General features: G+C 43.4%; 15 protein-coding genes. 4 read left to right on the top strand and 11 right to left on the bottom strand.

Annotation, left to right across the window (positions count from 1 at the left end; translation table 11 throughout):
• Window positions 1–130: 130 nt before the first annotated feature.
• Window positions 131–994 (bottom strand): glutamate racemase, encoded by an 864-nt coding sequence (gene murI / locus ABLA85_RS14975; RefSeq protein ID WP_367965198.1) that lies wholly within the window; start codon window positions 992–994, stop codon window positions 131–133.
• Window positions 939–2753 carry a TonB-dependent vitamin B12 receptor BtuB gene (btuB, locus tag ABLA85_RS14970; protein WP_367965197.1) on the bottom strand — a complete coding sequence of 605 codons (1815 nt, stop codon included), beginning with the start codon at window positions 2751–2753 and terminating at the stop codon, window positions 939–941. The genes murI and btuB overlap by 56 nt, the downstream gene beginning before the upstream one ends.
• Window positions 2754–2936: 183 nt before the next feature.
• Here btuB and trmA point away from each other — a divergent pair, with 183 nt between their 5' ends.
• Window positions 2937–4055 carry a tRNA (uridine(54)-C5)-methyltransferase TrmA gene (gene trmA, locus ABLA85_RS14965; RefSeq protein WP_367965201.1) on the top strand — a complete coding sequence of 373 codons (1119 nt, stop codon included), beginning with the start codon at window positions 2937–2939 and terminating at the stop codon, window positions 4053–4055.
• A 97-nt stretch (window positions 4056–4152) separates the two neighbouring features.
• On the opposite strand, the gene ABLA85_RS14960 is transcribed toward trmA, so the two are convergent.
• Both ABLA85_RS14960 and fabR read right to left on the bottom strand, forming a co-directional pair.
• The gene (locus ABLA85_RS14960) at window positions 4153–4527 is read right to left on the bottom strand and encodes a YijD family membrane protein (protein WP_367965196.1); all 375 of its coding nucleotides are present in this window, start codon (window positions 4525–4527) and stop codon (window positions 4153–4155) included.
• Window positions 4528–4551: 24 nt separating this feature from the next.
• On the bottom strand, window positions 4552–5277 hold the full coding sequence (fabR, locus tag ABLA85_RS14955) for an HTH-type transcriptional repressor FabR (protein WP_367965195.1): 726 nt from the start codon (window positions 5275–5277) through the stop codon (window positions 4552–4554).
• Window positions 5278–5486: 209 nt separating this feature from the next.
• On the opposite strand from fabR, the gene sthA reads away from it, so the two are divergent.
• Window positions 5487–6884 (top strand): Si-specific NAD(P)(+) transhydrogenase, encoded by a 1398-nt coding sequence (sthA, locus tag ABLA85_RS14950; protein WP_367965194.1) that lies wholly within the window; start codon window positions 5487–5489, stop codon window positions 6882–6884.
• Here sthA and oxyR read toward each other — a convergent pair.
• The 5 genes from oxyR to argC form a co-directional block, all read right to left on the bottom strand.
• Window positions 6876–7793, bottom strand: a complete 918-nt coding sequence (oxyR, locus tag ABLA85_RS14945; RefSeq protein WP_367965193.1) for a DNA-binding transcriptional regulator OxyR — start codon at window positions 7791–7793, stop codon at window positions 6876–6878. The genes sthA and oxyR overlap by 9 nt on opposite strands.
• Before the next feature lie 187 nt (window positions 7794–7980).
• Window positions 7981–9360, bottom strand: a complete 1380-nt coding sequence (gene argH / locus ABLA85_RS14940; RefSeq protein ID WP_367965192.1) for an argininosuccinate lyase — start codon at window positions 9358–9360, stop codon at window positions 7981–7983.
• 34 nt (window positions 9361–9394) lie between these two features.
• Window positions 9395–10621, bottom strand: coding sequence for an argininosuccinate synthase (locus tag ABLA85_RS14935; RefSeq protein ID WP_367965191.1), 1227 nt, complete (start codon window positions 10619–10621; stop codon window positions 9395–9397).
• A 64-nt stretch (window positions 10622–10685) separates the two neighbouring features.
• Window positions 10686–11459, bottom strand: coding sequence for an acetylglutamate kinase (gene argB, locus ABLA85_RS14930; RefSeq protein ID WP_367965190.1), 774 nt, complete (start codon window positions 11457–11459; stop codon window positions 10686–10688).
• Window positions 11460–11498: 39 nt separating this feature from the next.
• The gene (argC, locus tag ABLA85_RS14925; protein ID WP_367965189.1) at window positions 11499–12503 is read right to left on the bottom strand and encodes an N-acetyl-gamma-glutamyl-phosphate reductase; all 1005 of its coding nucleotides are present in this window, start codon (window positions 12501–12503) and stop codon (window positions 11499–11501) included.
• Window positions 12504–12649: 146 nt separating this feature from the next.
• Between argC and argE the strand changes: the two genes are divergently transcribed.
• Window positions 12650–13807, top strand: a complete 1158-nt coding sequence (gene argE, locus ABLA85_RS14920) for an acetylornithine deacetylase (protein ID WP_367965188.1) — start codon at window positions 12650–12652, stop codon at window positions 13805–13807.
• Between the two features lie 38 nt (window positions 13808–13845).
• Here argE and ABLA85_RS14915 read toward each other — a convergent pair whose 3' ends face one another.
• Window positions 13846–14145: a helix-turn-helix domain-containing protein gene (locus tag ABLA85_RS14915; protein WP_038259688.1), complete on the bottom strand. Its 300-nt coding sequence runs from the start codon at window positions 14143–14145 to the stop codon at window positions 13846–13848.
• Window positions 14146–14550: 405 nt separating this feature from the next.
• On the opposite strand from ABLA85_RS14915, the gene metF reads away from it, so the two are divergent.
• Window positions 14551–15438, top strand: a complete 888-nt coding sequence (gene metF / locus ABLA85_RS14910; protein WP_047682619.1) for a methylenetetrahydrofolate reductase — start codon at window positions 14551–14553, stop codon at window positions 15436–15438.
• Window positions 15439–15581: 143 nt separating this feature from the next.
• On the opposite strand, the gene ppc is transcribed toward metF, so the two are convergent.
• The gene (gene ppc, locus ABLA85_RS14905) at window positions 15582–18218 is read right to left on the bottom strand and encodes a phosphoenolpyruvate carboxylase (RefSeq protein ID WP_367965187.1); all 2637 of its coding nucleotides are present in this window, start codon (window positions 18216–18218) and stop codon (window positions 15582–15584) included.
• Window positions 18219–18356 lie beyond the last annotated feature (138 nt).

The raw sequence follows: 18356 nt of genomic DNA, 5'->3' as shown, positions 1-18356 counted from the left end.
TCACTGGCCTCAGCGGCTTGTGTCAGCGCAGCGTCGGTCAGTGGTGGCGCATTATAGGGGGTTTTCCGGCGCTGACAACAGTTTTTTTTGAAAAATTTTACCGACTGCTGATTATTGCACCAAATTTAACTTAAGTTGGTAGTTTTTCCAGCGTTACGAAGCCATAACCATGTAAAACTGGCCGCAAAGATTCGCTATTAGGATCTATTTTGGTGCAATAAGCTAAGTTACTTTCTATTGTTGAAGATAAATTTTCTCGATTTTTAATCAACCACACTGTCCTACGTGCAATAGCCGCACCTGAATCAATCAATCGTGTTCCCTCGGGTAGAACTTGTGACAGCTCTTCTGCAAGTAAAGGGAAATGAGTGCATCCCAAGATAACGGTATCTGGTGGTTCTTTCATTCTCAGCCACGGTTTTAATACTTTTTTCACTTCTTCCAGCGAAACAATTTCATTGTGTAACTTTTTTTCAGCCAACTCCACCAGTTCAGCGGAGCCTATGGCATGAACCTGACAATCCGTAGCAAATTGTGCAATAAGTTCTTTTGTATAAGCACGATTAACAGTAGCCCGAGTTGCCAATAATCCCACTACGTGGTTACAAGTTAGTTTCGCCGCAGGCTTGATAGCAGGTACAACGCCTACAACGGGAAAGGAAAAACGTTCACGCAGTATCGGCAGACTGACTGTACTGGCTGTATTGCAGGCGATCACTACAACTGTTAAAGGATGCCTTTTCTGAATTTCATCGACAACTTTGACAACTCGCTCAATGATCACTTCCACAGTTTTCTCCCCATAAGGAAAAGCTTCATTATCGAAAGCATATATATAGTGGAGATCTGGCAACAATTGTCGAATCTCTTGATATACAGATAACCCACCCACACCGGAATCAAAAATCAGAATGGTTGGGCGGCCAGTTGTATGCAAATTAGAAGTTGTAGCTGCCAGTGAGGGAGTATTCTCGTCCTGGAGTGCGATAGCCATAAGCTGTCTCATAATTTTTATCAAACAGATTAGCTATTCTAGCACGTATTGTTAGGCGGTTAGTGATTGGATAAGACATGTTGATGTCCCATAAACTAACACCACCTAATTTCAATCTCTTCGGAGGAAACATATTAAAGTCTTGATCATAACGCGACCCAATATATTGATAAGTTATTCCCCAATTGATATCGAAGACTTCCCAATCTAATTGATATTTCAACTGCTGTTTAGCCCTGCGGGTTAATTGCTGATTATTGCCATCACGTGGATTAACATATTGTAATGTCAGTTGGTGCTGGAAAATGCCGGTATCCATAGCTCCTGTCCACTCGACACCTTTGATTTTTGCCTGTCCTATGTTCAAGTAACGGTTGTTGGAGAAATCTATCAATTGTTCAATGTTATTTTTATAAATAGATAAACGCCAATTAAGCGCTCCTGTTATTCCCTCAATACCCACTTCTCGTTGTTTACTTTTCTCTGGATTCAAATTTGGGTTTGCACCCCAACCATATAATTGCCCAAGCGTCGGTGCCTTAAACGCGGTTCCATAGGAAGCGGTAAAACGATAACCATCAATGAACTCCCAACCCGCTCCGGTTTGCCAAGTTGTGTTCCAATTATATTCAGAATGGCGATCTGAGCGTACAGCTCCTTCCAAAATGAAGTCATGAATTTTTTGCTGAGCAGTTAAATAGGCCCCGGTATTATTAACGTCTTTTTGTACCGGGATATTGTTAGAGCCTGCCGCGACAGATTCTCTTTTCCAGTCCACACCACCACTCATTGCGCCATGACCAATCTGCCATACATTTCCCCATTGGACATTGTATTGTTCTGAATCACTTAACGTAGTGTTTCCCTGATAAATCTTATGTTTAAAATTGTAATCTTTAACGTGACTATAACTGGCTATGAATTGAGACGAGTAAATTCCCTGATTGAACTGAACTCCGGCTTCATAACTTCGGCTGAATAATTTTCGGGTATCAGTAAAGGCTCCATCATATTTTGTTCTATTATTGTAGCCGTATGTACGTATAAACCCGTTGAGCTGATCATTGAACTTATGATCAAGTGCTAACCACAGCATTTTGCTCATGAACCCATCGCGATCCGGCTCATTAGTTCCATTACCCGCTACAACATCAAATCCTCTGGTATAGGTATATCCTGCTGCGGCATTCAGGGAAGTATTTCTACCAATTTTTTGTTGTGTTGCACCATTGTAATTTTGGTATCCATATGAACCGATCCCTGCATTCAATGTCGTCCCCTGTTGCTCCCGACTGGTGATAATATTGATAACACCACCGATCGCATCGGAACCATATACCGCAGAACGCGCACCACGGATATATTCGATTCTTTGCACCATTGAAATTGGGATTTGACTGAAATCCGCAGCTCCCGTGATACCTGCTTGATTTAATCGGATACCATCTACCAATACTAAAGTATGGCGAGATTCTGTACCACGAACAAACAAAGAAGTATTCTGTCCGAGTCCACCATTTTGTGCAATATCAATACTCGGCAAACGGCGTAGTACATCAACCAAGCTATTAGATTGCCATTGTTCAATTTCTTCACGTGTAACTACGGTCATCGGTGCTAAAACAGAAGAAATAGGTTGTTTAAAACGGTTTGCTGTTACCACCAACGGATCTTGATTATTAGCAACGGAGAAATGGCTCCAACAAGAAAGCACTACTACCGAAGCAGTTGGTAAAAAAATACGATTCTTATTTGTCATGAGAGAATGGAATCTTGTCGTGGGTCTAACTATTAAGAGTCATGCTACGATGAAGGTAATAACGTGTCCAGAATGCCTCTCCATCAAAAAAGAGAATTGATGAACCAGAAAACTGGACATCCTTTGTACTTTCCCTACAATGCCGCTCGGAAATTTTTCTTAACGTGATCATACGAGAACCAGATAATGCAGAATGTCTTGCCAACGGAAGATTATGAAAATCAATTGATGGAGAAGGCCCATTGCCTGAAAGGAATGATGGCCCCCTTTAGTGCACCTGAGCCTGAAGTTTTCCGTTCCCCCGCATCTCACTACAGGATGCGAGCAGAATTCCGTATCTGGCATGAGGAAGACGACCTCTATCACATTATGTTTGATCAACAGACGAAACAGCGTATCCGAGTTGATCAATTTCCAGTTGTCAACCAACTGATTAATAGCATGATGCAAGCAATTATTGCCGGCGTAAAAAACAACCCGATATTGCGTCATAAATTGTTTCAGGTGGACTATCTTTCTACCCGTAGCAACAAAATCATTGTTTCCCTGCTTTACCACAAAAAACTGGGGGATGAATGGCGCGAACATGCAATCTTTTTGCGTGATCAGTTAAAGGCAGAAGGCTTTGATGTCCAGCTTATTGGTAGAGCATCAAAAACCAAGATTACACTCGATCATGATTATATAGATGAAGAGTTACCCGTTGCGGGTAGGACAATGATTTATCGTCAGGTTGAAAATAGTTTCACTCAACCAAATGCCAGTATCAATATTCATATGCTGGAATGGGCGATAAATATTACCAAAGATGCCAAAGGCGATCTGCTTGAACTCTATTGTGGTAACGGCAACTTTTCTTTGGCATTAGCTCAAAATTTTGAGCGCGTACTAGCAACAGAAATTGCCAAACCTTCCGTTGCTGCTGCGCAATTTAATATCAAAGCGAATCAAATTGATAATGTGCAGATTATCCGTATGTCAGCGGAAGAATTTACTCAGGCAATGAATGGAGAACGGGAATTCAACCGTCTTCAGGGAATTAACCTGAAAAGTTACCAATGTGAAACTATTTTTGTAGATCCGCCTCGCAGCGGCTTAGATGAAGAAACTGTCAAAATGGTACAGGGATATCCACGTATTCTGTATATTTCCTGTAAACCAGAAACGCTCTGCCAGAATTTAGAAACGTTGACAAAAACTCATCAAATCAGCAAGCTGGCGCTTTTTGATCAGTTCCCATATACCCACCATATGGAATGTGGTGTATTACTGGAAAGACGCGATTCATCAGTTCGTTTATAGCACTCCTTTCACGTTACTGAATCTTTCCAGACCAGAAAGCAGAATACGCCATAATCAATCCTTATGGCGTATTCATAAAATCATTATTAAAAAGTCATTAGTTTTGCTTTTCTGAAAGCATAGCCTGCTGTCTGCGCCCTTTCACCTTTCTGTAAATCCAAAATACCAATGCAGTTCCAATCACAACAGATAAGAAATTAGAGCCAATTTCCGGGTGCTTAACCCGAATGATTGCGTTATAAGCAAAAATCCCCAGGAAGAAACAGCCGATAGCCAGTTTTGGCAATCCCTCTGCCATTGGGTAGTTCAAATAACGTTGATGGAGACAATACAGAGATAAGGCCAATGAGATAATCGGGAAGATTGAAAAAGGCACCAGTGAATTAAAAAATGCCGAGAAAGTTCCGTGTGTTGCCAGCCCAACGATAAGCGCTAGCAACATTGTGCTTTTATCTTGGCGGTATTGTTCCATCGTATTCTTCTCCTTTCAGATTATTTAAGAGGTTTTAGGGGCTGCTGTTGTTTTAGAGATAGTTGCTTTAGAGACAGTTGTTTTAGAAACAGCAGTTTTTAGGGCCGTGTTTTTTGAATTAGCCGCTTTTTCTTGTTCTCGCCGATACCAATAAAAAGCGCCTTTGGAAATCATGCGGAGTTGTAATACCAAACGTTCTTCGAGACGACGTCTTTTCTTTTCATCAATATCCAGCGCTTCTGCACCAGCACTGAAAACAATTGTTACCATCGCTTCTGCTTGTATTTCGGTAAAATGACGCGGCATATGACTGGCCTGCTCAAGATAGTCTGCCAGCTCTGCAATAAAATGTTGGATTTCCCGTGCGACAGCAGCACGAAACTCAGCTGATGTTCCGGAGCGTTCACGCAGTAATAACCGGAATGCGTTAGGATTATTACCAATGAACTCCATAAATGTTGAAACAGAGGTGCGGATGACACTACCACCCTTTTCGATACGCTGACGAGCCTGACGCATTAGCTGACGCAGCATTAATCCGCTTTCATCTACCATGGTAAGCCCTAATTCATCTACGTCACGAAAATGACGGTAAAATGAAGTCGGTGCAATCCCTGCTTCTCGCGCCACTTCCCGCAAACTCAGACTGGTGAAACTACGCTCAGCACTTAGTTGGCTAAATGCAGCCTCAATCAGGGAACGACGGGTTTTCTCTTTCTGTTTCGCTCTGACACCAGTTACATTATTCACAACAATCCTGATATATCACTCGACTATATTATGGAGCAAATATATCAGATTCTGCTGTATTTGCTGTGATTGTTCTCTTAAAGATATTAACCCATATTTCCCTGTCTTATTCCTTATTCAGAAAACAAAAGCCATATGCTCATTAGGTTATTATGCCAAGCAATGTTAATATAGAGTTGTTATTTTGTGTAAAAATAGGTCTTTCCTCTATGCAATATACTCATTTTGATGCCATTGTAATTGGCTCCGGACCCGGTGGAGAAGGGGCAGCAATGGGGTTGGCAAAACAAAGAAAAAACGTTGCAGTTATAGAACGTTACAATAATATCGGCGGTGGCTGTACCCATTGGGGCACTATCCCATCAAAAGCCTTACGTCATGCTGTCAGTCGTATTATCGAATTTAATCAAAACCCCCTCTACAGTGATAATTCCCGCATTCTCCGCTCCTCATTTTCAGAAATTTTACGCCATGCAGAAGTTGTCATTAATCAACAGACTAAAATGCGGCAGGGGTTTTATGAACGCAACCGGTGCCGGATGTTTGCTGGTGAAGCAACTTTCATTGATGAACACCATGTCAGTGTACGTTATGCCGATGATAGTGTTGACATATTAAGCGCAGACAAAATAATTATTGCCACAGGTTCCCGACCTTACTGCCCACCCGATGTCGATTTTACTCACTCTCGTATTTATAACAGCGATACTATTCTGCAACTGGAACATGAACCACGCCACGTTATTATTTATGGTGCAGGAGTGATTGGCTGTGAATATGCTTCTATTTTCCGTGGATTAGGCGTTAAAGTAGATTTGATCAACACTCGTGATTATCTGTTGTCATTTCTCGATCAAGAGATGTCTGATGCTTTGTCTTACCATTTCTGGAATAGCGGTATTGTCATCCGTCATAATGAAGAATATGAAAAGATCGAAGGCTTTGATGATGGCGTGATTATCCATCTGAAATCAGGCAAAAAAGTTAAAGCAGACTGTTTACTGCACGCTAATGGCCGAACTGGTAATACAGACAAACTCGGATTGGAAAATGTCGGGCTGAAAACAGATAACCGTGGTTTATTGAAAGTGAACCGAGTCTACCAAACCAGCAATGAAAATATTTATGCAGTTGGTGACGTGATTGGTTACCCAAGTCTTGCTTCCGCTGCCTACGATCAAGGACGCATTGCAGCAAAAGCCATCATGACTGGAGATGCTGAAATACACCTGGTGGAAGATATCCCAACAGGCATCTACACCATACCGGAAATTAGTTCAGTGGGTAAAACTGAGCAACAATTGACGGCGATGAAAATCCCCTATGAAGTCGGACGAGCCCAATTCAAACACCTGGCCAGAGCGCAGATTGCAGGAATGAATGTAGGGAGTATCAAGATACTATTCCACCGCGAGACAAAACAGATACTGGGTATTCACTGTTTTGGCGAACGAGCCGCAGAGATTATTCATATTGGTCAAGCGATTATGGAGCAAAAAGGTGAAGGTAATAATATCGAATATTTCGTTAATACTACCTTCAACTATCCCACGATGGCTGAAGCATACCGTGTTGCAGCTCTCAACGGTCTAAATCGATTATTTTGATGCTGTTCCGTTGACTTCAAAATAATTTCCCATTCTGACACGAATCGCCTCTGCCAATTGCTCATAGCGACCACGCAGAGGTGAGCCGGGACGATAAACCAAAATGATAGAACGCTCTGGCACGGGATTATGGCACTCCAGATAACAAATACCATCCCGTTTTCTCTCTTTAGGAACAGACAGAGCTGGCAATAAAGTGATGCCACTTCCCGCCGCAACCATATTACGCAAGGTTTCCAAACTGGTTGCTCTGAAATGAGTATCTTCTTTAGCGCCTGCCTGAAAGCAAAACCCCATTGCTTGGTCACGCAGGCAATGACCATCTTCCAACATCAATAATTTTTCACCGGCAAGATCTCCCATTTTGACCTCAGTCCGGTTCGCCCATTTGTGTTCTTCATAGACTGCAAGTTTCATTGATTCTTCAAAGAGGGGCAATTCGATGAATGCTTCTGTTTCTCTCAACGAAGCCAAAATAGCGCAGTCAAGTTTTCCACTATCAAGTTGTGCCAACAAATTCTGAGTTTGAGCTTCATGCAGATACATTTCCAGTTTGGGAAACAATTTATGTAACTCAGGAATAATCAATGGCAGAAGATAAGGGCCGATTGTAGGAATAAGACCGATATGCAGTGGCCCGGACATGCTTTCACCTTGCAGAGCAGCCATTTCTTGTAAGACTTTTACTTCCCGTAATACCGTCTTAGCTTGCTCCACCAGCAACATACCTTGTTGTGTAAACAGGACTTTACGGCTTGTGCGTTCCAGCAGCATCACACCCAATTCATCTTCAAGTTTACGTATCTGTCCACTGAGTGTTGGTTGACTAACATGGCAAGAATCAGCGGCTCGCCGGAAATGCCGATACTCAGCAAGAGCCACAAGATATTCCAGATCGCGGATATTCATTCCCAACCTCATTGTCTTATATCAATGATAGAATTGTTTAGTAAGACATTATATGCACGAGGTCATAGAACTATCAAATGCTTGTGAACTCTGGTGTTTTTTATTGAAAAATTAAAAAAACAAAAGTTATTACAACAGAGTGACAAACCAGCCTGTCATAATAAACAGGCTGTCCAGTCAGAGAAAATTAATTGATATGTAACCTCTGCTTCGCCTCAGCAATAGCCAATTCCACCTGTTTCTGTGCTACACCACCTTTTGCCAAACGCTTATCCAGACAAGACTGTAACGATAAAATGTCATATACATCTAGCGAAATAGTTTCACTAAATTGTTGCAGTTCAGATAATGACAGTTCGTCCAACGCTTTACCTTTCTTTATCGCAACAACCACGGCCTCACCAACAATGTGATGCGCTTCACGAAACGGAACGCCTTTTGCCACCAGATAATCTGCCAGTTCAGTAGCATTGGCATAGCCCTGTTGTGCAGCTTCCTTACAACGATCACGCTTTATCTGGATACCATCCAATACCAACACAGCCATATGCAGGCAATCCCGCCATGTATCCAATGCATCAAACAGGCCCTCTTTGTCTTCCTGCATGTCTTTATTATAAGCAAGGGGAAGGCCTTTTAGCGTCATCATCATACTTGTTAATGCACCTTGTACCCGACCACATTTACCACGGATCAATTCCAAAGCATCAGGATTTTTCTTTTGGGGCATCAGGGATGAGCCAGAAGTTACCCGATCCGACAACTCTATAAAGCCAGCTTCTCCACTGTTGAAGAAAATCAGGTCTTCAGCAAAACGTGAAAGATGGATCATGCTGATACTGGCATCGGATAACAATTCCAGAACATGGTCACGGTCTGAAACACTATCCAAACTATTACGGGTTGCAGAAGCAAAACCAAGCCATGAAGCTAATTGTTCTCGATCAATATTGTACGCCGTTCCCGCCAGCGCACCGCACCCCAATGGGCTGACATCCAACCGTTTCAGAGTATCTTGCAAACGAGTCTCATCACGACTAAGCATTTCTGCATAAGCAAGACACCAATGTGCGAAAGTAACTGGTTGCGCCCGTTGCAAATGGGTATAGCCCGGCATTACTGCATCCTGATTATTTTCAGCGGTAATCACCAGTGCTTGTTGTAACTCTAGAAGCGCTTGCTGAATATCCGCTATCTGATCCTTGCACCATAGTTTCAGATCTGTAGCAACCTGATCGTTACGGCTGCGTCCTGTATGCAGTTTTTTGCCCAGATCCCCCACTTTTGCAATTAGTTGCCCTTCCACCCAGCTATGAATATCCTCCGCATCACTTTGCAAAATAGCCTTGGGGTTAGCCCGTACTTCATCCAGTAACTCATTCAGCGCCAAATCCAGCTTTTGTTGTTCTTCTGGCGTCAAAACACCGGCTGTAACCAATGCCTTTGACCACGCAACAGAGCCGATAATATCCTGCTCCGCCAAGCGATAGTCAAAACGCAGAGAATCATTAAATTGCCTGAACCGCTGATCGGCTTCCTGACTGAAACGTCCACCCCAAAGTGCCATAATTACGTACCTTTTTTCTCTGATTGCCCGGAAATTATTTTTTACTGTTCAACGCACGGATACGGGAAGAAAGCGAATGGAGGCGAATAAACCCTTCCGCATGCCTATGATCATAAACTTCATCTTCTCCGAAAGTGGCGAATTCTTCAGAATAGAGGCTATGAGGCGATTGTTTCTGTATTGCTGTTACCTGCCCTTTATACAGTTTCAAGATCACTTCACCACTGACATTCTCAGCAAGTGTTTCCGCCGCAGCCTGAATAGACTGGCGCAATGGTACAAACCAACGACCATCATAGACAACATAGGACATCTCAAGCCCCAATTGCTGGCGCCATTTGAAACTATCGCGATCCAGCACTAGCTGTTCAATACCACGCAGTGCAGCCATCATGATGGTTCCTCCCGGAGTTTCATAGCAACCACGGGATTTCATTCCCACCAAACGGTTTTCCACAATATCGATCCGGCCGATACCGTATTTAGCCCCCAGTGTATTCAACTCGCTAAGGCATTGATATGGTGACAATGCCTTACCATTCACTCCAACTACTTCCCCTTTTTCAACAGTGACAGAAACATATTCCGGTTCATCAGGTGAATCTTCTGGATCTGCAGTCCATACCCAACAATCTTTATTGGCCGCATTCCACGTGTTTTCCAATACGCCACCTTCGGTCGAAATGTGCCATGCGTTTTCATCACGACTGTAGATTTTTTCCAGCGTAGCGGTTGTGGGAATATCACGAACTTTCAGATAATCCAGTAAAGCTTCACGGGAACGCAAATCCCATTCCCGCCATGGGGCAACTACTTTCAGATGTGGAGCCAACGCGGTATAAGTACTCTCAAAACGAACCTGATCATTCCCTTTACCTGTTGCACCATGAGCAAGAGCATCAGCTCCCACTTTCAGTGCTAATTCAACCTGTGCTTTAGCAATGATAGGGCGTGCCATTGAAGTGCCGAGCAAATAACTGCCTTCGTACAATGCCCCTGTTTTCAGCACCGGATAAACATACTGCTTGATAAATTCTTCACGTAGATCGACAACATGACATTCTGAAGCGCCAGAAAGTAATGCTTTTTGTTCTATACCCTCCAAGTCTTCACGACTTTGGCCAACATCCGCAACAAATGCGATAACTTCACAATTGCCATAGTTTTCTTTTAACCACGGAATGATGGCAGAGGTATCCAAACCGCCAGAATATGCCAGAACAATTTTTTTAATACTGCTTTTCGTTGAGGTAATTGTCATAGAGATAGCCTTTTACTTTTTTATTCATCTCAGTTGAACGCTAAATCAAATCTGTTCTATCTTGTTATGCCAGAATGCGAGTGCCAACGGGTATACCATTAAATAGCGCAATCAGTTGATCAGCATAACGCCAACTAGCAATATCTACCGGATGCCCTAATGTTTTTGCGGCTTCCAATGCTGCATGAACTTTCACAATCATGCCGTCGGTAATAACTCCTTGCTCAATAAGCTGCTTTATTTTTCCTTCCGTCACTTCAGCAATTCTTTGCCCCTTTCCATCCAGAATACCACTGACATCCGACAACAAAACCAGATCCGCATGCAACACCTGCGCAATAGCTGTGGCAGCCTGATCTGCATTGACATTCATTAACTCGCCCTTTTCAGTAATACCAATAGAACTGATAATAGGGATGTAACCGAGATCCAGTAAAAGTTTCAGTAAATCCGGATTACCGGGATAAGCTTTGCCAGTATGACCAAGCTCCTCATCAAGCTGAGAAACTTTCACAACACCGCCATCCCCTAAACACAGGCCAACGGCAGGCAAACGGTACTTCGTCGCCCAGGCAAGCAAAGTTTTATTGGCTGTACCTGCCAGTGTCCCGGTAATAATGTCGATCTGATCTGCTGGCGTTACACGCAGACCTTGTTTCTTCATAATCGGTAACTGTAATTTCTGCATCAGGTCATCAACCAAACAACCCCCTCCGTGTACAATTACCAGTGGGCGCTTATGCGTTTTTCGATATGACTGTAATGTAGAAAATAACCGCACCAGCGCTTCGTGACTATCTAATAACACACCACCCAACTTGATAACTAACGGCTCCATCAAATTTATCCTCTGTCGGTATAAAATGAGATTGTTGAATTAAAGCAATGCCTGAGTTTCTTCGAATCCGAACCGGATATTCATACACTGAACAGCCTGTGCTGCTGCACCTTTCAGCAAATTGTCCTCAGCCCCGACAATGATCAGGTGCTGCCCTTGTACAGCAAAACCAATATCACAAAATGGTAACCCCACAACGGCTTTCAACGCAGGGACACCTTTTTCATATAACCGGATCAGTGGCTTATTGTGATAAGCCTGCCGATATGCCTGCCAGATTTGTTCCTCTGTCACACCTGATTTCAGCTTACAGGTAATTGTGGCAAGGATCCCCCGCGCAAAATTGCCTAAATGGGGTGTGAAGATGACTTCTGTACCTAAATGTGCCGTAATTTCAGGTTGATGACGGTGACTAAAAACCCCATAAGGCTGTAAACTGACTTCACAGAAACTGTTATTCAATGAAGCCTTACGCCCGGCACCACTTACACCGCTGACAGCATTAATCACAGGCCACTGTTCTGTATCCAGCAAATCTTCTTCCAACAAAGGTTTCAGCGAAAGCTGTGAAACCGTGGGATAACAGCCCGGAACCGCAATAAGCCGGGCAGTCTTAATTTCTTCCGCCTGCCATTCCACCAATCCATATACCGCCTGCTCAAGCCAGTTTGTATTTTTATGCTGAAATCCATAGTATTTTGAATAAAATTGCGTATTTTGTACGCGATAAGCACCAGATAAATCAAATACGATACAACCTGCTTGCAAAAATATCGGTGCAATGTCATGGCTGACTTCATGAGCCGTAGCAAGAAAAACGACATCAATACCATCCGCAGCTTCGGCAACATCCATCAGTGGCTGTAAGGGTAAATCCAGGAACCCTTTATATTGTGGATAAAGCTCTGAAAAACATTTCCCTGCATCAGTACTTTGAGAAGAAACCATCAGACCGGAAAGATGGACATAAGGATGACGTTGCAGATATGCTGCTAACTCTGCTCCGGTATAACCACTGGCACCAACTATCAGCGTATTAAGCATGGGATTTATTCACCTTGTATTAACCCAATGTATGTATTAACCCGATGTATGTCTTAATCCAATGTAGTAACCCAAATATACAATTGAATTTATATTCAATAATATTGCATTAATATTGATACTATCTTGAATAAGGGCTGTCAACAGTGAATATTAAATTACCAACATTTATTGAGTTATATCACCAGCTTATTGCTGCACCTTCTATCAGTGCAGTCGATGAAGAATTGGATCAAAGCAATGAAATGGTTATCAATCTACTGGCAGGTTGGCTGAAAGAGATTGGTTTTGAAATTGAGATCCAGCCTGTTCCAGAAACCCGTCGCAAATTCAATATGCTGGCAACATTGGGAAGCGGTTCCGGAGGTTTACTATTATGTGGTCACACAGATACTGTACCATTTGACGACGGGCGCTGGACTCAAGATCCATTCACGCTGATCGAACGCGACGACAAATTATATGGGCTAGGCACTGCTGATATGAAAGGCTTCTTTGCCTTTGTTATTGATGCATTGCGAAATATCGATACCAGCAAACTGTCTCATCCTCTTTATATTCTGGCTACCGCAGATGAAGAAACATCAATGGCGGGAGCTCGCTATTTTGCTGCCAATTCAACTCTCCGGCCTGATTTTGCCATCATTGGCGAGCCTACGTCATTGCAACCTATCCGCGCCCACAAAGGGCATGTTGCCCATGCTATCCGCATTGAAGGTAAATCCGGGCACTCCAGCGATCCTGCCCGAGGTGTCAATGCCATTGACTTGATGCACGAATCCATTACTCAGTTGATGAAACTACGTAATACTTTGCAAGAGCGTTACCACAATCCGGCTTTCGCTATCCCCTATCCCACGATGAATTTTGGTCATATCCACGGTGGAGATGCAGTAAACCGTATCTGTGCCTGTTGCGAACTGCATATGGATATCCGCCCGCTCCCCGGACTCACTTTGCAGGATTTGAATGAAGCACTAAATGAGGTACTGGAGCCTGTCAAACAGCGCTGGCCGGGACGTCTGAATGTTACGGCGCTTCATCCTCCCATTCCGGGTTATGAGTGTCCGACTAATCACAAGCTGGTGGGTGTCATCGAAAAACTGCTGGGAACAAAAGCAGAAACTGTCAATTACTGCACCGAAGCTCCTTTTATTCAGGCGTTATGCCCAACGTTGGTTTTGGGACCGGGTTCAATTGAACAGGCTCATCAACCTGATGAGTATTTAGACGTGTCGATGATTGAACCGACGAAAAAATTGATTTCTCAGATTGTGGCGCATTTTTGTTTGAGTGAGGTTTAAAACCTATTCTCTGAGTGGGACCACGGTCCCACTTAATTTTAAATAGAAAAATTCATTGAATTACCATTGGGTAATTTAACACCAAGAGTCATTTCTCCCCCCATAGACTCAATGTACTTTTTGAGTGTGGAAATTTTTAATTCATTTCCCCGTTGCTCGATCGCAGCAACCGATGACTGTGCAATACCTAAATTTTTTGCGACCTGAGTTTGCGAAAGCTCTAACGCTTCACGAATTTGATAAAGTTGTGTTTCAAGCAGCAATTCTGCTGCTTTTTCTTTAATTCTCTCTTGGCTTTCGGGACTGCGCTTTTCCATCAGTTCTTTTAACGTAGCCATATCATCTCTCCAGATCCTCTAGATGAATTCTGAATTGTTCATCAACAATCTCAATCATCTCTTTATAGAACAATCGTTGATACAGTTATAATTTCCAAGATTAACCATAGACTGTAGCCTACAAAAACATCATAGACTATAGTCTATAAAACCCAACCATTTTGTACAAAAAATAATCCATGCCCGTTAGTAAGGGTAACGCATTTTTCATAAACATGTTTTTCCAACATGAATTTCTTTCCTGATCACTTTGAATATTCCTCATCGGAAATAAGCCATTTCCTAATTGACTAAAAATCCTGCTTCGCTCATTCTATTTGGACATCTAAATGGATAGACATATAAACACTTAAACATCTAAACGTGGACGGATATAGGTTCCGTTTGTTCAGGAGGGCGCAGGATATGAGTTTTTTTCATGCAAATCATCAAGAGGCACTAAATCAGAATCTGGCTGAACTTGAAGGCCAGATCCGTGTTTCCTTTGAATTCTTTCCCCCCAGAACCACTGAAATGGAACAAACTCTATGGAAATCTATTGACCGACTGAGCAAACTGAAACCCAATTTTGTTTCCGTGACTTACGGCGCCAATTCCGGCGAACGTAACCGTACTCATAGCATTATCAAAGGAATCAAGGACAAAACGGGTCTTGATGCAGCTCCGCATTTAACTTGCATTGATGCCAGCCGTGAAGAATTACGTGATATCGCTCGCGATTACTGGAAAAACGGTATTCGTCATATTGTGGCTTTGCGTGGCGATTTACCCAATGGTAGCTGCAAACCAGAAATGTATGGCACTGATTTAGTAGAGCTCTTAAAGAAAGAGGCAGATTTTGATATTTCCGTCGCGGCTTATCCGGAAGTGCATCCAGAGGCAAAAAGCGCACAGTCTGACCTCATTAACCTGAAAAGAAAAATTGATGCGGGAGCAAATCGCGCTATTACCCAATTCTTTTTTGATGTGGAAAGTTATTTGCGTTTTCGTGATCGCTGTGTATCGACCGGGATTGATGTGGAAATTGTGCCGGGGATTTTGCCTGTTTCGAATTTCCGTCAGTTACAGCGATTTGCCGCCATCACGAATGTTCGCATCCCAAGCTGGATGACCAGAATGTTCGAGGGCTTGGATGATGACCCTGAAAGCCGCAATTTAGTTGGCGCGTCTATTGCAATGGATATGGTGAAAATTCTGAGTCGTGAAGGAGTGAAGGATTTTCATTTTTATACACTGAATCGCGCGGAATTGAGTTACGCTATTTGCCATACGTTAGGTGTTCGTCCTTGTTGATTTTTACCCTTAAAAAAAGCCGGACTAGATAGTAGTTCGGCGTGGTTATATACCACCCAGTTTGATAATTCATTACCATACCCACCGATAATAAAAGCCGAACAGTTTCCCATTCGGCCTTTCATTATCAAGCAAACGAAAAGCTAACCGGTGTTACGCATTCCTGCCGCAACACCTGCTATTGTTACCATCAACGCCTGTTCCACACGAGGGTCAGGTTGTTCCTGCTGACGGGAGCGTTGTAATAATTCTGCCTGTAGGACGTTCAAGGGATCGGTATACACATTACGTAATGCGATAGATTCGGCTATCCACGGCAAATCCGCCATCAACTGCTCATCCTGTGAGATAGTCAGAACCGTTTCTATGTCCGCGACAAGTTGATTGCGAAGTTTAATCCCCAATGACCACAGTTTCTTATCAACCAAACGTTGATCATAATATTCTGCCAGCCATAAGTCCGCTTTGGCAAAAACCATCTCCAACATGGCAATACGAGTCGTGAAGAAAGGCCAGTCACGAGACATTTCTGACAAAATATCCTGTTTTCCCGTATCTATTACATGTTGCAGTGCTGCACCCGCTCCCAGCCATGCCGGAAGCATCAGGCGGTTTTGTGTCCACGCGAAGATCCACGGGATTGCCCGCAAGCTTTCAACACCGCCTGTAGGACGACGTTTAGCAGGGCGCGAACCCAACGGTAATTTCGCCAATTCCGGCTCAGGTGTCGCCGAACGGAAATAAGGCACAAACTCCGGCTGCTCACGAACGTAATCACGGTACATGTTGCAGGAAACATCAGAGAGTGTATCCATGACTTGTTTCCATTCAGCTTTGGGTTCCGGTGGCGGTAGTAAGTTAGCTTCGAGAATGGCACTGGCGTACATAGCCAGGCTGCTGATTGTCACCTGCGGTAAGCCAAACTTAAAGCGGATCATTTCGCCCTGTTCTGTTACACGCAATCCCCCTTTCAGGCTTCCCGGCGGTTGAGAAAGTAATGCCGAATGCGCCGGAGCACCACCACGACCAATTGTGCCTCCCCGTCCGTGAAACAGTGTTAACTTCACACCCTCTTTTTCACACAATCTGATAAGCGCATCCTGAGCCCGGTATTGAGCCCAAGATGCAGCCATTACACCCGCATCTTTTGCCGAGTCAGAATAGCCAATCATGACCATTTGCTTATCCTGAATCAGTTCACGATACCACTCGATACGGAGCAATTGCTGGATCACTCGTTCTGCATTATTCAAGTCATCAAGGGTTTCGAACAATGGCGCAACAGGTAATGATAACGGGCAGCCTGCTGCTTTCAGCAATAACTTCACTGCCAGTACGTCTGAAGGCATTTTTGCCATGGAAATGACATATGCCGCAATCGCATCTTGTGGTGTTTCTGCAATCACTTTACAGGTTTCTAGAACTTCTTGCGTCTCAGCACTTGGTTGCCAATCATGGGGGATCAACGGACGTTTGGAGTTCAATTCACGCAGTAAAAATGCCTGTTTTTCTGTTTCTGACCAGCTCGCATAATCCCCCATTTCCAGATATTGGGTCAGTTCTGCAATGGCATCAGTATGACGAGTACTTTCCTGCCGGATATCAATACGCACCAATGACAGGCCAAAACAACGAACACGGCGCAAAGAATCCAGTAATGGACCATTAGCGATAATTTCCATACCACAGGCTTTCAACGATTGATAACAAGCATAGAGTGGTTGCCACAATTGTTCGTTATGCAGCAATAAATCCGCAGGGGGAATAACTTGCTCACCTTTCAAGCGTTTTTCCAGATATGCCAGAGTACTATTTAATTGTGCCCGCAACTGCTTAGCAATTTCACGGTAAGGCTCTATAACATCACCGCCTCCTGCTATCTGACGCAGTTCTGGCGTACATTCCGACATGGAAAGTTCTGATACCAAAATCTGAATATCTTTCAGGAACAGATCCGCCGCTTTCCAGCGACTGAGCAACAACACATGGCGGGTGATTTCTGCTGTAACATTAGGATTTCCATCCCGATCTCCCCCCATCCAGGAAGTAAAACGGACAGGAGCAGCTTCTGCTGGCAGACGGTAACCAATAGATTCTTCTACTTGCTCATTAAATTCACGCAAAAATGCAGGAACACCTTCCCACAAGCTATTTTCCACCACCGCAAAACCCCATTTAGCTTCATCAATCGGTGTAGGCCGAATTTTGCGGATTTCATCGGTATGCCATGACTGAGCAATAAGCTGACGTAAACGACGCGTAATATTATTACGCTCATAATCTGCTAAATCATCATGATCGAGCTGCGCCAGACATGCATTCACTTCAACCAGTTTATGGATCAGAGTACGGCGAGCAATCTCTGTTGGATGTGCTGTCAGCACCAACTCAATGGAAAGCTCATTAACAGCCTTAACCAAATCATCATTATGAAAATTTTTACTTTTCAATCGATCAAATAGTGCAGCTAATGCCACAGGATTGCTGGCAGCTTCCCCATGCGGCGAAATACTGTGATATTGTTCAGCAACGTTGGCCAGATTAAGGAACTGGTTAAACGCTCTGGCAACGGGCAGCAATTCATCATTAGATAAATTCTGTAGTGTTGATAAAAGTTGCTGGCGATTAGCTTCGTTTCCTGCACGAGATGATTTAGATAACTTCCTTATTGTTTCAACTTTATCAAGAATATCTTTTCCCTGAACCTCTTTGATCGTGTCTCCCAGTATCTTACCAAGCATACTGACATTACTGCGCATTGCGGAATATTGCTGATTCATGTGATTCCTGACCTTGTGTTGCTGTATGCGTGTTTTGTTTGTTTCTAACACATTATTTCAATCACACTATTCATACCAGAAAACGAACAATTTGGTCATATTAGAAAACAAACAAATTGGGAGGATTAGTCGGGACAG

The sequence above is a fragment of the Xenorhabdus sp. SGI246 genome (genome assembly GCF_040838225.1).
GTDB classification, from domain to species: Bacteria; Pseudomonadota; Gammaproteobacteria; order Enterobacterales; family Enterobacteriaceae; genus Xenorhabdus; species Xenorhabdus indica.
The sequence above is the reverse complement of the archived record's forward strand: the minus strand, read 5'-3'. Positions and strand labels throughout refer to the sequence as shown.

Excerpts from the sequence above, each read along its gene's own strand:
- murI (WP_367965198.1), bottom strand. The coding sequence starts at position 994 with ATGGCTATCGCACTCCAGGACGAGAATACTCCCTCACTGGCAGCTACA.
- btuB (WP_367965197.1), bottom strand. The coding sequence starts at position 2,753 with ATGACAAATAAGAATCGTATTTTTTTACCAACTGCTTCGGTAGTAGTG.
- ABLA85_RS14960 (WP_367965196.1), bottom strand. The coding sequence starts at position 4,527 with ATGGAACAATACCGCCAAGATAAAAGCACAATGTTGCTAGCGCTTATC.
- sthA (WP_367965194.1), top strand. The coding sequence starts at position 5,487 with ATGCAATATACTCATTTTGATGCCATTGTAATTGGCTCCGGACCCGGT.
- oxyR (WP_367965193.1), bottom strand. The coding sequence starts at position 7,793 with ATGAATATCCGCGATCTGGAATATCTTGTGGCTCTTGCTGAGTATCGG.
- argH (WP_367965192.1), bottom strand. The coding sequence starts at position 9,360 with ATGGCACTTTGGGGTGGACGTTTCAGTCAGGAAGCCGATCAGCGGTTC.
- ABLA85_RS14935 (WP_367965191.1), bottom strand. The coding sequence starts at position 10,621 with ATGACAATTACCTCAACGAAAAGCAGTATTAAAAAAATTGTTCTGGCA.
- argB (WP_367965190.1), bottom strand. The coding sequence starts at position 11,459 with ATGGAGCCGTTAGTTATCAAGTTGGGTGGTGTGTTATTAGATAGTCAC.
- argC (WP_367965189.1), bottom strand. The coding sequence starts at position 12,503 with ATGCTTAATACGCTGATAGTTGGTGCCAGTGGTTATACCGGAGCAGAG.
- ABLA85_RS14915 (WP_038259688.1), bottom strand. The coding sequence starts at position 14,145 with ATGGCTACGTTAAAAGAACTGATGGAAAAGCGCAGTCCCGAAAGCCAA.
- metF (WP_047682619.1), top strand. The coding sequence starts at position 14,551 with ATGAGTTTTTTTCATGCAAATCATCAAGAGGCACTAAATCAGAATCTG.
- ppc (WP_367965187.1), bottom strand. The coding sequence starts at position 18,218 with ATGAATCAGCAATATTCCGCAATGCGCAGTAATGTCAGTATGCTTGGT.